The sequence below is a fragment of the Streptomyces sp. NPDC056296 genome (assembly GCF_042268605.1).
Lineage (GTDB): Bacteria > Actinomycetota > Actinomycetes > Streptomycetales > Streptomycetaceae > Streptomyces.
Genome location: NZ_JBHJRX010000049.1, coordinates 61803 through 75140 on the forward strand (window position 1 = coordinate 61803; position 13338 = coordinate 75140).

Consider the following 13338-nt stretch of genomic DNA (forward strand, 5'->3'; position numbering starts at 1 on the left):
GTTCCAGTGGCCGGGGCCTCAGGCCTCTCCCTGCCCGGGTCCCGTCTCCTCGGTTTCCTCGGCTTCCTCGGTCTTCTCGGTGACCTCGATGAACTCCGCCAGCACCTCGGTGACGTACCGCTCGGTGGCCTCCTTCTCCAGGCCGAGCCCGCTGAGTACGCCCTCGCCGTGCTCGTGCTCCAGCAGGGCGAGCAGAATGTGCTCGGTGCCGATGTAGTTGTGGCCGAGGCGCAGGGCCTCGCGGAAGGTGAGTTCGAGGACCTTCTTGGCGGCGGGGCCGTAGGGCACCAGTTCGGGAACCTCCGCGGCGGCGGACGGGAGGGCCGCGGTCGCCGCCGCGCGCACCGCGTCGAGGGTCACACCCTGCGCGGCGATCGCCTTGGCGGAGAGGCTCTCGCGTTCGGTGAGCAGGCCGAGGACGAGGTGCTCGGGCACGCCCTCGGCGTTGCCGGCGGTCTTGGCCGCGTTGTGGGCGGCCATCACGACGTTGCGCGCGCGGGGCGTGTAGCGGCTGAAGCCCTGGCTCGCGTCCAGGTCGGCCGACTCCTTGGGCACGAAGCGCTTCTGCGCCGCCTGCCGGGTGACGCCCATGCTCTTGCCGATGTCCGTCCAGGAAGCGCCCGAACGCCGGGCCTGGTCCACGAAGTGGCCGATGAGGTGATCGGCCACCTCACCGAGGTGCTCGCCGGCGATGACGGCGTCCTGGAGCTGTTCGAGGGGCTCCGGGTGCACCTTCTTGATCGCGGTGATGAGTTCGTCGAGTCGTACGGATGACGTGGTGCTCGGGTTCGTCGTCATGTGTCAACCGTAGGTTGCGCTTCGAAGGGTGTCAACCGTCGGTTGACACTCGTCTCGACGAGCCGTATGTCCCGTCTTGACGAGCCGTACTACCCGTCTCGACGGGCGTACGGCTACTTCGGCGACGCCACCACCAACCGCACCGCCAGCCCCGTGAACACCGTCCCGGAGACGATGTTCAACCAGCGGTTCACCCGCGCGCTGCGCCTGAGGAGGCCCGCCAGCCTCCCGGACAGCAGCCCGACGAAGCCGTCCCACAGGAAGCCCATCACCACGAGGGTGCCGCCGAGCAGCAGCAATTGGCCGGGGACGTGCCCGAGCGAGGGGTCGACGAACTGCGGCAGGAACGCCACGTTGAAGAGGATCACCTTGGGATTGAGCAGGTTGGTGATCGCGCCCTGCCAGAAGGCCCGCCGCATTCCCGCGCCCCGGTGCGCCGCGTCGTCCTCGCCCGGCACCGAACGGTCCCGGAAGGCCCTCACCGCCAGGTACAGCAGATAGGCCGCGCCCGCCCAGCGCAGTACGTGGTACAGCGTCGGCAGCGTCGTGAACAGGGCCGACAGCCCGAGCGCCGCGGCGACCGCGTGCACCAGCATCGCGCAGGCCACCCCGAAGGCGGCCATCACCCCCGCCGTGGGGCCGCCCCGCCCGCCCATCGCCACGATGAACATCATGTCGGGCCCCGGAGTGATGCACAGCGCGAAGGCGGCGACGAGGAACGCCGCGTAGAGAGTCATGTCCACCATGCGCGCCATGCTCGACGCCGGGCGGCGCGGTCTCGGCCGAATTCCGCGGAGTGAGACGGGCCGGGGGACCGTGGCACCATCGCCGGGTGAGTACGCCCCGCACCGTCGACCGTGCCTTCGAGACCGCCCTGTACGACGCCGCAGACGTCGCCCTCGACATCGCCGCCTCGCTGCTCGCCGCCGACCCGGCGGCGGACGCGGAACTCGCCCGGCGCGGGGAGGAGTTCGTGGCCACGGCCTGGCGGCGCGGCTGGCAGCCCGCCGACCTCGTACGGATCGTGCGGCGCGAGCTGGAGGAGGTCCACGTACGGCTGGTGGCGGCACTGATCCGGGCCCAGGCGCCGCACGACCGCCCGCGCGGCCCCCGTTGGGCCGCGCAGCTCGACGACGTACCCGACCAGGCGCCGCCCCGCACCGACCGCTTCTCGCACGCCACCGCCGTCCTCGCGCTGTACCGCCTGCTGCTGCGCCTGCCCACGCTGGAGCCCGTGGAAGCGGGGGCGCCGGGGGAGCCGGGGTCGGCGGGGCCGGCGGGCGCCCCGGGTGGGGCGTCCCGTCGGGAGAACCGGCCGGAGTCCCGCACCCTCGCCCGCATCCGCGCGCTGCTCGCCAAGGCGGAGGCGACCGGGTATCCGGAGGAGGCGGAGGCGCTCAGCGCCAAGGCGCAGGAGCTGATGGCCCGGCACAGCGTCGACGAGGCGCTGCTGTCGGCCCACGCGCCCTCGCCCGACACCCCGGGAGCCTGCCGGATCGGGGTGGAGCCGCCGTACGAGCAGGCCAAGGCGGTGCTGCTGGACGCGGTGGCCGCCGCGAACCACTGCCGGGCCGTGTGGAACGAACCCCTCGGCTTCTCCACCGTCGTCGGCTTCGAGGCCGACCTGGAGGCGGTCGAACTCCTCTACACCTCCCTGCTGGTGCAGGCCGAGGCCGCCATGACGAAGGCGGAGGCCGCGCAGCGCGCGGGCGGGCGCAAGCGGACCAAGACCTTCCGTCAGTCGTTCCTCGCCGCCTACGCCCACCGCGCGGGCACCCGGCTCCGGGCGGCGACGGACGCGGCCACCGCCGAGTCCGGCACGACGACGGACGTGGACCTCCTGCCGGTCCTCGCCTCCCGCGAGGTCGCGGTCACGGAGCGCCTGGAGCGCATGTTCCCAGAGACGACGACGACCCGCCTGCGCGGCGCCGGCGACGCGGCGGGCTGGACGGAGGGCACCCGCGCGGCGGACGACGCCCGGGTCGACCGCCGACGACCACTGCCGTAGCCGCCGCCCGCCCTGCGCGGGGGCGGGGGCGCGGGTCAGGAGCCGAGGTCGGCCGTGGGCAGTCCGGGCGGCAGCGACCCGCCCTCCGACTTGGTGTACGTCTCCTCGCCGAGACCGCCCTGCCACGTCACCTTGAGCGACGTCCCGTCGACCGACTCGACGGTGCCGGTCGCCCGGTCGTCGCTGCCGTCGGTGCACTTCAGCCGGATCGTCCGGGCGCCGGAGTCCTCGCCGGCGGTGCCGCTGCACACGGTCCCGCCCGTGGCGAAGAGAGCGGCCTTCTCGCCGGTGACCATCAGCGCGACGGCCTGGCCGTCGGTGGTGGCCAGCCAGCTGCCCTCCAGTTCACCCGCGGCCGCGGACGGCGATCCGCCACTGCCGCCGCTACCGCCGCCCGGGTCCGCGCTCGCGGACGCGGACGCGGACGCGCTGGGCGCGGCCGAGGACTTGTCGACCCCGCCCGAGCCGCCCCTGCCCGAGCCGCCGTCGTCGGAGTCGCCGCCGTCGGTGCACGCGGTCAGCGCCAGTGCGCCCACCAGCCCGACGGCCACGGCGGTGGCCCGCACGGACCGGCGGACCACCCGCCCGCGCGCACCCACAGCCGTACCCTCCGCAGTCGCAGTCGCAGTCGCAGTCGCAGTCGCAGTCGCAGTCACCAGTGTCACCAGAAGCTCCAAGCTGTGGACGGACGGCCGGGTCGGACCCCGAGACAGCCGCAAGCTACCAGGACGACCTACCAGGACGACTTGCGAACTCCCGGCAGATGTCCGGCGTGTGCCTGCTCACGCAGGTTCACCCGGGACAGCCCGAAGACGCGGAAGTAGCCGCGTGGGCGCCCGTCGACCTGGTCGCGGTTGCGCACCCGCGTGGGGCTCGCGTCGCGGGGTTGCCGGCGCAGTTCCCGCTGGGCGGCGAGCCGTTCGGCGTCCGTGGAGGACGGTCGGCGGACGATCTCCTTCAACTCGGCCCGGCGGGCGGCGTACCGCGCGACGGTCTCCTGCCGCTGCTCGTTCTTCGCGATCTTGCTCTTCTTCGCCATCGGCTCCTCAGTCCCTCATTCCCTCAGTCCCTCAGCCCCCAGTCCCGCAGTCCTCTTAGACCTTCACCCCGCGCGCGCGGATGCGCGCCACGGCCGCCTCGACGCCGATCGCGTCAACGGTCTTGATCGCCTTCGTGCTCAGCCGCAGCCGTACGTGCCGGCTCTCGCTCGGCAGCCAGTAGCGCTTGGTCTGGATGTTGGGGTCGAAGCGGCGGGAGGTCCGCCGGTGGGAGTGGGAGATGCGGTTGCCGAAGCCGGGTCGGGTGCCGGTCAGCATGCAGTGGGCGGACACGGTGACGTACCTCTCCTTCGGACCGGACGGTCCTAGCTGTTAATGGAATTCATTTTCAGTAAGATAGCAGCATGGCACGCAACGAACTCCGCCCGGTCATCAAACTCCGGTCCACCGCCGGGACCGGCTTCACCTACGTCACCCGCAAGAACCGCCGCAACGACCCGGACCGGCTGACCCTGCGCAAGTACGACCCGGTCGCCGGTCGCCACGTCGACTTCCGAGAGGAGCGCTGATCCCGCCGTGCGCAAGGGAATCCACCCCGAGTACCGCCCGGTCGTCTTCCGCGACCGCGCCGCGGACTACGCCTTCCTCACCCGCTCCACCATGACCAGCGAGCGCACGATCGAGTGGGAGGACGGCCAGACCTACCCGGTCGTCGACGTCGAGATCTCGAACGTCAGCCACCCCTTCTACACCGGCACCGCCCGCGTCCTGGACACGGCCGGCCGGGTGGAGCGCTTCGAGCGGCGGTACGGAAGGCGGGACGGGGCATGAGCGGGCCGGACCGCCCGGACCACCCCGGCCGCCCGGCCCTGCCGGTGGTGATCGTCGGCGGGCTGCACGCCGACGCCCGCAGGGCGGCCGTGGCACGGCTGCTGGCCGACGTGCCCGGCAGCGTCGTCCTCCATCACGACCTGGCGACGGCCGCGGCGGGCACGGTCGTACGGACCGTCCGGGACGCCACCGGCATCCTGTCCGCCGGCGAGGCGCCCCTGGTCAACGACTGCGCCTGCTGCGCCCTGCGCGAGGACCTCGTCCCCGAGCTGGAACGGCTCGCGGACGCCGGAGGCACCCCGCTGGCGGTCGTCGAGCTGTGGGACTCCGTCGAGCCCAAGGCCATGGCGGAGGTGGTGACGGCCGGCGGCTTCACCGTCACCGGCGTGATCACCGCCGTCGACCCGGCACTGGTACTGCCGTACCTCGGCAACGGCGACGACCTCGCCGAGGGCGGCCTCGCCGCCGCGGCCACCGACCAGCGCACCGTCGCCGACACCTTCGCGCGCCAGCTGGAGTACGCCCTCGCCGACTCCCTCCCCGGCTCCCCGGAGGCCGACGACGAGGACCACGAGCTGCTGGCCCAGCTGCATCCGACGGCCCGCCGGGTCCCGATCGGCCACGGCCCCGGCGACGGCCCGGCGGGCACCCCCGCCGCAACCTCGGAGCTGGCGCGGGCCGCCCTCGCCGGCTTCGACGCGGAGGCCGCGGCGGCGGCTCAGCATCCGGCCTGCGCCCTGCTGCCCGCCGAGGCCGACGCGCACGGCGTCGCCACCCTCGTCTGGCACCGGCGCCGCCCCTTCCACCCGGAGCGGCTGTACGCGGCGCTGGAGGACCTGACCTGCGCCGCCGCCCGCAGCCGGGGCCGGTTCTGGCTCGCCGGCAAGGCGGACACGCTGCTGCACTGGGACGCCGCGGGCGGGGCCCTGTGCGTGGAGAGCGCGGGGCCGTGGCTCGCGTCGCTGCCCGACGCCGCCTGGGAACTGGTCCCGCCGGTGCGCCGCGCCGCCGCCGCGCTGGACTGGCACCCCGAGCACGGCGACCGCTGCCAGCACCTGGTCTTCACGTCCCCCGGCCTCGACCGCGACGGCCTGGAACGGCTCCTGGAGTCCTGCCTGCTGACCGACGCCGAGTACGCCGCGGGGCAGGCCGCCTGGGAGCGGCTGCCGCCCGCCTTCGACACCCTCCTGGAGGTCTGACCCATGCCACGCAAGAGCGACCGCAAGCCCGCCGGGAAGCGGCCCAACCCCCTGGATCAGGCCGGAGTGACATACGTCGACTACAAGGACACCGATCTGCTGCGGAAGTTCATCTCCGACCGGGGCAAGATCCGCAGCCGCCGCGTCACCCGCGTGACGTCCCAGCAGCAGCGGCGGCTGGCCAGGGCGATCAAGAACGCGCGCGAGATGGCACTGCTGCCGTACGGCGTGCGCTGACGCCTGACCTGCGCACCGGGGGCCCGCTCACTGTGAGCGGGCCCCCGGGTGTTGTCGCATGCTGCCGCATGTTGTTGCGTGTTCATGGAATTTGGGGGCATACGCGGGAACGGCTCCTCGGGAGCGGGCGTCAGAGAGAGCAAGGGCTTTCGGGTAAAGCGGCCGTCAAGGCTGTAACCACGGGAACACTGCGCGTGCACGTGCATTTGCTCATGCATCTGCACGGTGAACAGGGTTATGATCCGGATCAGTTGACCACTGCATCAATGGCCATATCAGCCAGTGCACCACCGGGGAGCGACCTGTGGACCACGACGTGTACAACGGCATGGCCGCCACGCAGCTGCACGACGCGGCCTGGCAGAAGAGCCGGCACAGCAACTCGCAGGGTTCCTGCGTGGAGTTCGCGCGGCTGCCCGACGGCGCCGTGGCGGTGCGCAACTCGCGCTTCCCCGACGGTCCCGCACTCGTCTACACGCGTGCCGAGATCGAGGCCATGCTGCTGGGCATCAAGGACGGCGAGTTCGACCACCTGATCGCGAGCTGACACGCGTAGATTTGCGGCGCGGGCAGGCGTCGCGGTTCGTGTCACTCGTAGGCGGGCCGGTCCGTCATGTCGTCGGGCTTCTGGAGCCGGAACAGGGCCCAGACCACCTTGCCGTTGAGCGTCCCGGCGAGCGGGTGCCAGCCCCAGCTGTCGCTGAAGGAGTCGACGAGGAACAGGCCCCGGCCCGACTCCGCCGAGAAGTCGTCCGTCTCGCGGGCCACCGGACTGTCGTGGCTGGGGTCGCGCACCGCGCACACCAGGCGCTCGGTCCAGCGCATCAGATGCAGCCGGACGGGGCCGTTCTGCTCCCCGTGCCGAGGGGTGTCGGCCGGCAGCGCGTGGCGCAGGGCGTTGGTGACGAGTTCGGAGACCACCAGGCAGACGTCGTCGAAACGGTCGCCCGTGTCCCAGCCGTCGAGCGTTCTGCGGGTGAATCTCCGGGCCTCGCGCACCGCTTCGTAACGCGGCGGCAGGGCGCAGGAGGCGGCGTTGGACACGGCCGCGGGGTCGAGTGGCGGAAGGCCCTGCCGTAACGGCTCGAGCATGGTCGATCCATTCGTCCCCATGCGAGGCACTCCCGAGAATTCGCGGTCGTAGCGATGCGGCGCGGTGGTGCGGGGACCATGGTTTCGGATGCGTACCGCAGATGCAAGGGCAGATGCACGTGCACGTGACCGAAATGGACCTGCCCGTACCGCTTGTTGGTCAATTTTTCCGTCATCTTCGCCCCCTCTTCATCTCGCGGAGCGGCCACTTCCTGGCCGGTCCGTGCATGATCCCGAGCGTTTCCTTTGGCTCGATTCCGTTTCCGTAACCGGACGAGTACTGCTCGGAGTGTTTTAGTGGCAGACTTCGGCCCCTGAAGACGGTTGGGGAGGCTGGCGAACGTGAGCGCGGGAGAGCCCGGATCGGTGGTGCGGCGCATGCTGCTCGGATCACAACTCAGGCGACTGCGTGAGACGCGGGGGATCACGCGAGAGGCGGCGGGCTACTCGATCCGCGCCTCGGAGTCGAAGATCAGCCGGATGGAGCTGGGCCGGGTGAGCTTCAAGACGAGGGACGTCGAGGACCTGCTGACGCTGTACGGCATCACGGACGAGCAGGAGCGCAACTCCCTGCTCTCCCTCGCCAAGGAGGCCAATGTCGCCGGTTGGTGGCACAGCTACTCCGACGTACTGCCCAGCTGGTTCCCCACTTATGTGGGCCTGGAGGGCGCCGCCTCGCTGATCCGGGTCTACGAGGTCCAGTTCGTGCACGGCCTGCTGCAGACCGAGGAGTACGCCCGCGCGGTCGTCCGGCGCGGCATGAAGGGCGCCGGCGAGGCGGACGTCGAAAGGCGCGTGGCACTGCGCCTGGAGCGGCAGAAGCACCTCGTCGCGGAGAACGCGCCCGAGTTCCACATCGTCCTGGACGAGGCCGCGCTGCGCCGCCCGTACGGGGACCGCGCGGCGATGCGCGGGCAGCTCCAGCACCTCATCGAGATGTCCGAACACCCCAATGTACGGCTGCAGATCATGCCGTTCGGCTTCGGCGGGCACTCCGGCGAGAGTGGCGCGTTCACGATCCTCAGCTTCCCCGAGTCCGACCTGTCGGACGTCGTCTACCTGGAGCAGCTGACGAGCGCGCTGTACCTCGACAAGCACGAGGACGTCACCCAGTACGAGACGGCGCTGAAGGAACTCCAGCAGGACAGCCCCGGCCCGGACGAGAGCCGGGACCTTCTGCGGGGGCTCCTCCAACTCTCCTGAAACGTAAGTACGATGACGCTCAATCAGGCGGCTCGCTCGCGGCGGCTGCGGCAGCTAAGGGGATTGAGGGATCACATGTCGTCGTACTTCACCGACCTCGCCCAGCAGTACATCGACGGTGAGTGGCGCCCGGGCACCGGTTCCTGGGACATCATCGACTTCGACCCGTACGACAACGAGAAGCTGGCCTCCGTCACCATAGCCACGGTCGAGGAAGTCGACGCCGCGTACCGGGCGGCCGAGCGCGCGCAGAAGCAGTGGGCGGCGACGAACCCGTACGCGCGCCGCGCGGTGTTCGAGAAGGTGCTGCGCCTGGTCGAGGACCGCGAGGCGGAGATCAGCGAGGCGATCATCGCCGAGCTGGGCGGCACCCGCCTGAAGGCCGCCTTCGAGCTGCACCTCGCCAAGGAGTTCCTGCGCGAGGCGGTCCACCTGTCGCTGCGCCCCGAGGGCCGGATCATCCCCTCGCCGGTCGACGGCAAGGAGAACCGCGTCTACCGGGTGCCGGTCGGTGTCGTGGGCGTCATCAGCCCCTTCAACTTCCCCTTCCTCCTCTCCCTGAAGTCGGTCGCCCCGGCCCTCGCCCTCGGCAACGGCGTCGTCCTCAAGCCGCACCAGAACACGCCGATCGTCGGCGGCACCCTGATCGCGAAGCTCTTCGAGGACGCCGGCCTGCCCGGCGGCCTGCTCAACGTGGTCGTCACCGACATCGCGGAGATCGGCGACGCCTTCCTGGAGCACCCGGTCCCGAAGGTGATCTCCTTCACCGGCTCCGACAAGGTCGGCCGCCACGTGGCCACCGTCTGCGCCGCGAACTTCAAGCGCTCGGTCCTCGAACTCGGCGGCAACAGCGCCCTGGTGGTCCTCGACGACGCCGACGTCGACTACGCGGTCGACGCCGCGGTCTTCAGCCGGTTCGTCCACCAGGGCCAGGTCTGCATGGCCGCCAACCGCGTCCTGGTCGACCGCTCGGTGGCCGACGAGTTCACCGAGAAGTTCGTCGCCAAGGTCAGGACCCTCAAGGCCGGCGACCCGCGCGACCCGTCGACCGTCATCGGCCCGGTGATCAACTCCTCGCAGGCGGACGCCATCTCGGGCGTCGTCGAGCAGGCCATCGCCGAGGGCGCCACCGCCCTGGTGCGCGGCACCGTCACGGACAACCTCGTCGAGCCGTCCGTCCTCACCGACGTCCCCGCCGACTCCGCGCTGCTCCAGCAGGAGGTCTTCGGCCCGGTCGCCTTCCTCGTCCCGTTCGACGGCGAGGAGGAGGCCGTACGCCTCGTGAACGACACCCCGTACGGCCTGAGCGGCGCCGTGCACACCGGGAACGTCGAGCGCGGCGTCAACTTCGCCAAGCAGATCGACACCGGCATGTTCCACGTGAACGACGGGACCGTGCACGACGAGCCGATCGTGCCCTTCGGCGGCGAGAAGCACTCCGGCATCGGCCGCCTGAACGGCGACACCATGCTGGACGCCTTCACCACCCAGAAGTGGATCTCGGTGCAGCACGGGCGGAGCGGGTTCCCGTTCTAGTACTCCCGTGTACTTCCTGCTCGTTCCGGGCCCTTGCGGACAGAGGCTGACCGCAAGGGCCCGTAGCTTTGTCGGTGTCGGGGGAAATACCCCCGAACCCGACGAAAGGCGGCTGTCATGGTCACTCACGTGCGACCCGAAGCGCAGGGCGACGAGCGCGGTGCGCTGCTGTCCTTCCTGGCGGAGCAGCGCGGCGGCATCCGCCGGTCGGTGCTGGGCCTGACGGACGAGCAGGCGTCGGCCCGGCCGAGCGCCAGCGAACTGTCCCTGGCCGGACTGATCAAGCACGTCGCCGAGGTCGAGCAGGGGTGGGTCGCCCGCGCCAAGCAGGAACCGCCGGCCGTCGCGCGGGACGAGTCGAACTGGCACGAGTGCTTCGTACTGGTGGGGGACGAGACGGTCTCCTCGCAGCTGGCGTACTGGGAGAAGGTCGCCGCCGAGACGGAGGCGTTCGTCCGGGGGGTGCCCAGCCTCGACGACACCTTCCCGCTGCCGAAGGCCCCCTGGTTCCCGCCGGACGAGCGCGTCTCGATGCGCTGGCTGTGTCTGACGCTGATCCGCGAGACGGCCCGGCACGCCGGCCACGCCGACATCGTCCGCGAGTCACTGGACGGCGCCTCGGCGTGGGACCTGGTGGCGAAGGAGCAGGGCACCGCCGGGGAATGACCGGGTCCGGCCTAACCTGGACCCCATGTCAGTGATCCGTCTCCTGGTGCTCGGCGCGGTCCGTCAGCATGGGCGGGCCCATGGCTACCAGGTGCGCAACGACCTGGAGTACTGGGGCGCGCACGAGTGGTCCAACGCCAAGCCCGGCTCGATCTACCACGCGCTGAAACAGATGGCCAAGCAGGGCCTGCTGCACGCGCACGAGATCGCCCCGTCGACCGCCGGCGGGCCACCGCGCACCGAGTACGAGATCACGGAGAAGGGCACCGAGGAGTTCTTCGGCCTCCTGCGCGCGTCCCTGACCGCCTACGACCAGAAGCCGGACGTGCTCTCCGCCGGGCTCGGCCTGATGGTCGACCTCGAACGCGACGAGGTGCTGGCGCTGCTGGAGGAGCGGATCCGGGCCATCCGGGAGTGGCGCAAGTCCGTCACCGAGTACTACACGACCGAGGAGGGCCCCGGGCAGCTCGGCCACATCGGCGAGATCATGAACCTCTGGGTGCACTCGGCCGACAGCGGCGCCGAGTGGACCCGCGCGCTCATCGAGCGCATCCGCGGCGGCGCGTACACGTTCGCCGGGGAGGGCGAGCCGTTCGTCGGCGTCCTCGGCGAGGGCGAGGAGAACCCGTTCGCGACGGGGGAGCGGCATTCGGGAGACCGCGACTAATCAAGTTTGACTAAGCCGCGTGGCGGACATACCCTCTCCGGGCTAGTAGTCAAGTTTGATTAAGCAAGGAGTGGTAGTGACCGACGTGGCGATCACCGTCGAAGGGGCACGCAAGAAGTACGGCGGCAAGAACGCGCTGGACGGGCTCGACCTGACCGTCGCGCGCGGCATGGTGCACGGGGTGCTGGGCCCTAACGGCGCGGGCAAGACGACGCTGGTCCGGATCCTGTCCACTCTCCTGCGTCCCGACGCGGGCCGGGTCGAGGTGGCCGGGCGCGACGTCCTCACCCAGGCGTACGCCGTACGGCTGCGCATCGGCCTGCTCGGCCAGCACGCGGCACTCGACGAGGAACTCGGCGGCCGGCAGAACCTGGAGATGTTCGGCCGCCTCCACCACCTGGGCGCCCGGCGGGCACGCGCGCGTGCCGACGAACTCCTCACCCGCTTCGACCTCACCGACACCGGACGCAAGCCGGTCAGCGCCTACAGCGGCGGCATGCGGCGCCGCCTGGACCTCGCCGCGTCCCTGATCACCGAACCGGAGGTGCTTTTCCTGGACGAGCCCACCACCGGCCTCGACCCTCCCCCAGTTCTCGGCTGCGCTCGAACCGGGGGGACCCCCATGGCCGCGCCGAGGTGTGGGACTCCGTCCGCTCCCTGGTCGGCGGCGGTACGACGGTCCTGCTCACCACCCAGTATCTGGAGGAGGCCGACCAGCTCGCCGACCGCATCTCGGTCGTCGACGCCGGCCGGATCGTCGGCGACGGCAGCGCGGACGAACTGAAGGCCGCCACCGGCGGCGACCGTGTCGACGTCGTCCTGCGCCACGCCGGACAACTGGCCGCCGCGGCGGCCCTGCTGCCCCTCACCGGCGTCCGCGTCGACCCCGACCGCCGGCTGCTCAGCGCGCCGGTCACCGACCGGATGGCGGCGCTCTCCGGCGTCGTACGGGCGCTGGAGGAGGCCGGTGTGGAGGCGGAGGACGTGGCCCTGCGCCGCCCGACCCTGGACGAGGTGTTCCTGCACCTCACCGACCGCACCAAGGAGGCCGTGTGAGCACGAACGCCATGAACACCACGTCGTACGCCCTGACCGACTCGTGGACCATGACCCGCCGGGAGCTGGCCCGCTGGGGACGGCAACCGGTCGCGGTCGCCGTCAACCTGGTCTTCCCCGTCATGCTGCTGCTGATGTTCGGCTACCTGGTCGGCGGCGGCCGGGGCGTGAGCGGCGACTACGTCGACTACCTGGTCCCCGGGATGCTGGCCCTCACCATGGCCTTCGGCCTGGAAGGCACCATGATCGCCGTCACCCGGGACCTCGACAAGGGCGTCGTCGACCGCTTCCGCTCGCTGCCGATGACCAACGGCGCCGTCCTGGTGGGCCGTTCCACCGCCGACATGCTCCAGTCGGCGCTCGGCCTCACGGTGCTGATCGCGGTCGGGTACGCGCTCGGCTGGCGGGCGCAGGGCGGCCCGGGCGCCTTCCTGGGCGCGGTGGGTCTACTGCTGCTCTTCCGGTTCGCGATGCTGTGGATCGGCATCTTCCTGGCGCTGGTGGCGGGCAAGCCGGAGCTGGTGCAGGCGGTGCAGATCCTGGTCTGGCCGATCGGCTTCCTCTCCAACGCCTTCGCCACCGAGGAGGCCATGCCGGGCTGGCTCGGCACGGTCGTCCAGTGGAACCCGATGTCCCAGACCGCCACAGCCGTACGCGACCTGTTCGGCGGCCCCGGCGGCGAGCCCGGCCACGTCTGGGCGGCCATCGCCTGGCCACTGGCCCTGCTCGCGGTGTTCTTCCCGCTGGCGGTACGGAGGTTCGCCCGCCTGAGCCGTTGAGGCCCACTGCCTCAAAGGCGTGGGAGGTGCCCCCAGCGGCGTTGTCGTCGGTTGCCAGGGCTCCGCCCTGTCGCCCTCCTCCGCCTTGCAGCTGCACGCACCAGACCCCGCTAGGGTCGGCAACAAGGCACCGTTGCCTGAAGCCGGCCTGATCCGAACGACACCCCCTAGTGGCAATGCCGTTCGGTTAGGGGTTCGATCGGCAGTGCAACTTGCGGCGTTTCGGCTGGTGATATGGGTGCAGCCCTTGTAGTGGTTCTCGGGTCCG

At 71.1% G+C, this 13338-nt stretch carries 17 protein-coding genes and 1 pseudogene; 12 read left to right on the forward strand and 6 right to left on the reverse strand.

Annotation, left to right across the window (positions count from 1 at the left end; all coding sequences use genetic code 11):
* Window positions 1–18: 18 nt before the first annotated feature.
* Both ACFCZF_RS30390 and ACFCZF_RS30395 read right to left on the reverse strand, forming a co-directional pair.
* On the reverse strand, window positions 19–798 hold the full coding sequence (locus ACFCZF_RS30390) for a Clp protease N-terminal domain-containing protein (protein WP_376674348.1): 780 nt from the start codon (window positions 796–798) through the stop codon (window positions 19–21).
* A gap of 113 nt (window positions 799–911) precedes the next feature.
* Complete coding sequence (locus ACFCZF_RS30395; protein ID WP_376674349.1) at window positions 912–1544, reverse strand: LysE family translocator; 633 nt, start codon at window positions 1542–1544, stop codon at window positions 912–914.
* A gap of 86 nt (window positions 1545–1630) precedes the next feature.
* Between ACFCZF_RS30395 and ACFCZF_RS30400 the strand changes: the two genes are divergently transcribed.
* Window positions 1631–2806 (forward strand): DUF2786 domain-containing protein, encoded by a 1176-nt coding sequence (locus ACFCZF_RS30400; RefSeq protein ID WP_376674350.1) that lies wholly within the window; start codon window positions 1631–1633, stop codon window positions 2804–2806.
* A 35-nt stretch (window positions 2807–2841) separates the two neighbouring features.
* Here the strand turns inward: ACFCZF_RS30400 and ACFCZF_RS30405 are convergent, their stop codons facing one another.
* From ACFCZF_RS30405 to rpmB, 3 genes are all read right to left on the reverse strand, one after another.
* Window positions 2842–3405: a hypothetical protein gene (locus tag ACFCZF_RS30405; RefSeq protein WP_376674351.1), complete on the reverse strand. Its 564-nt coding sequence runs from the start codon at window positions 3403–3405 to the stop codon at window positions 2842–2844.
* Between the two features lie 134 nt (window positions 3406–3539).
* The gene (rpsN, locus tag ACFCZF_RS30410) at window positions 3540–3845 is read right to left on the reverse strand and encodes a 30S ribosomal protein S14 (RefSeq protein ID WP_375921833.1); all 306 of its coding nucleotides are present in this window, start codon (window positions 3843–3845) and stop codon (window positions 3540–3542) included.
* Between the two features lie 55 nt (window positions 3846–3900).
* Entirely contained in the window at window positions 3901–4137 is a 237-nt protein-coding gene (gene rpmB, locus ACFCZF_RS30415) for a 50S ribosomal protein L28 (RefSeq protein ID WP_375921829.1), read from the reverse strand.
* A gap of 71 nt (window positions 4138–4208) precedes the next feature.
* On the opposite strand from rpmB, the gene rpmG reads away from it, so the two are divergent.
* The 5 genes from rpmG (at window position 4209) to ACFCZF_RS30440 (ending at window position 6618) form a co-directional block, all read left to right on the forward strand.
* A complete protein-coding gene (gene rpmG / locus ACFCZF_RS30420; RefSeq protein WP_044382365.1) occupies window positions 4209–4373 on the forward strand; it encodes a 50S ribosomal protein L33 in 165 nt (54 codons plus the stop codon).
* A 7-nt stretch (window positions 4374–4380) separates the two neighbouring features.
* Window positions 4381–4635, forward strand: a complete 255-nt coding sequence (locus tag ACFCZF_RS30425) for a type B 50S ribosomal protein L31 (protein WP_376674352.1) — start codon at window positions 4381–4383, stop codon at window positions 4633–4635.
* Window positions 4632–5834 carry a CobW family GTP-binding protein gene (locus ACFCZF_RS30430; protein WP_376674353.1) on the forward strand — a complete coding sequence of 401 codons (1203 nt, stop codon included), beginning with the start codon at window positions 4632–4634 and terminating at the stop codon, window positions 5832–5834. The genes ACFCZF_RS30425 and ACFCZF_RS30430 overlap by 4 nt, the downstream gene beginning before the upstream one ends.
* Before the next feature lie 3 nt (window positions 5835–5837).
* Window positions 5838–6071: a 30S ribosomal protein S18 gene (gene rpsR, locus ACFCZF_RS30435; RefSeq protein WP_376674354.1), complete on the forward strand. Its 234-nt coding sequence runs from the start codon at window positions 5838–5840 to the stop codon at window positions 6069–6071.
* A 304-nt stretch (window positions 6072–6375) separates the two neighbouring features.
* A complete protein-coding gene (locus ACFCZF_RS30440; protein ID WP_375921819.1) occupies window positions 6376–6618 on the forward strand; it encodes a DUF397 domain-containing protein in 243 nt (80 codons plus the stop codon).
* Between the two features lie 41 nt (window positions 6619–6659).
* Here the strand turns inward: ACFCZF_RS30440 and ACFCZF_RS30445 are convergent, their stop codons facing one another.
* Window positions 6660–7184 carry an ATP-binding protein gene (locus tag ACFCZF_RS30445; protein WP_376674355.1) on the reverse strand — a complete coding sequence of 175 codons (525 nt, stop codon included), beginning with the start codon at window positions 7182–7184 and terminating at the stop codon, window positions 6660–6662.
* Between the two features lie 357 nt (window positions 7185–7541).
* Between ACFCZF_RS30445 and ACFCZF_RS30450 the strand changes: the two genes are divergently transcribed.
* The 6 genes and pseudogenes from ACFCZF_RS30450 to ACFCZF_RS30475 all read left to right on the forward strand — a co-directional run bounded on the left by ACFCZF_RS30450 (window position 7542) and on the right by ACFCZF_RS30475 (window position 13070).
* A complete protein-coding gene (locus tag ACFCZF_RS30450) occupies window positions 7542–8366 on the forward strand; it encodes a helix-turn-helix domain-containing protein (protein ID WP_376674359.1) in 825 nt (274 codons plus the stop codon).
* A 75-nt stretch (window positions 8367–8441) separates the two neighbouring features.
* Window positions 8442–9902, forward strand: coding sequence for an aldehyde dehydrogenase family protein (locus ACFCZF_RS30455; protein ID WP_376674356.1), 1461 nt, complete (start codon window positions 8442–8444; stop codon window positions 9900–9902).
* A gap of 117 nt (window positions 9903–10019) precedes the next feature.
* Window positions 10020–10568, forward strand: a complete 549-nt coding sequence (locus ACFCZF_RS30460; RefSeq protein ID WP_376674357.1) for a DinB family protein — start codon at window positions 10020–10022, stop codon at window positions 10566–10568.
* A 25-nt stretch (window positions 10569–10593) separates the two neighbouring features.
* Window positions 10594–11235, forward strand: coding sequence for a PadR family transcriptional regulator (locus ACFCZF_RS30465; protein WP_376674358.1), 642 nt, complete (start codon window positions 10594–10596; stop codon window positions 11233–11235).
* Between the two features lie 76 nt (window positions 11236–11311).
* Window positions 11312–12291 (forward strand): annotated as a pseudogene (locus ACFCZF_RS30470) (ATP-binding cassette domain-containing protein).
* Window positions 12292–12302: 11 nt separating this feature from the next.
* Complete coding sequence (locus ACFCZF_RS30475; protein ID WP_375921868.1) at window positions 12303–13070, forward strand: ABC transporter permease; 768 nt, start codon at window positions 12303–12305, stop codon at window positions 13068–13070.
* Window positions 13071–13338 lie beyond the last annotated feature (268 nt).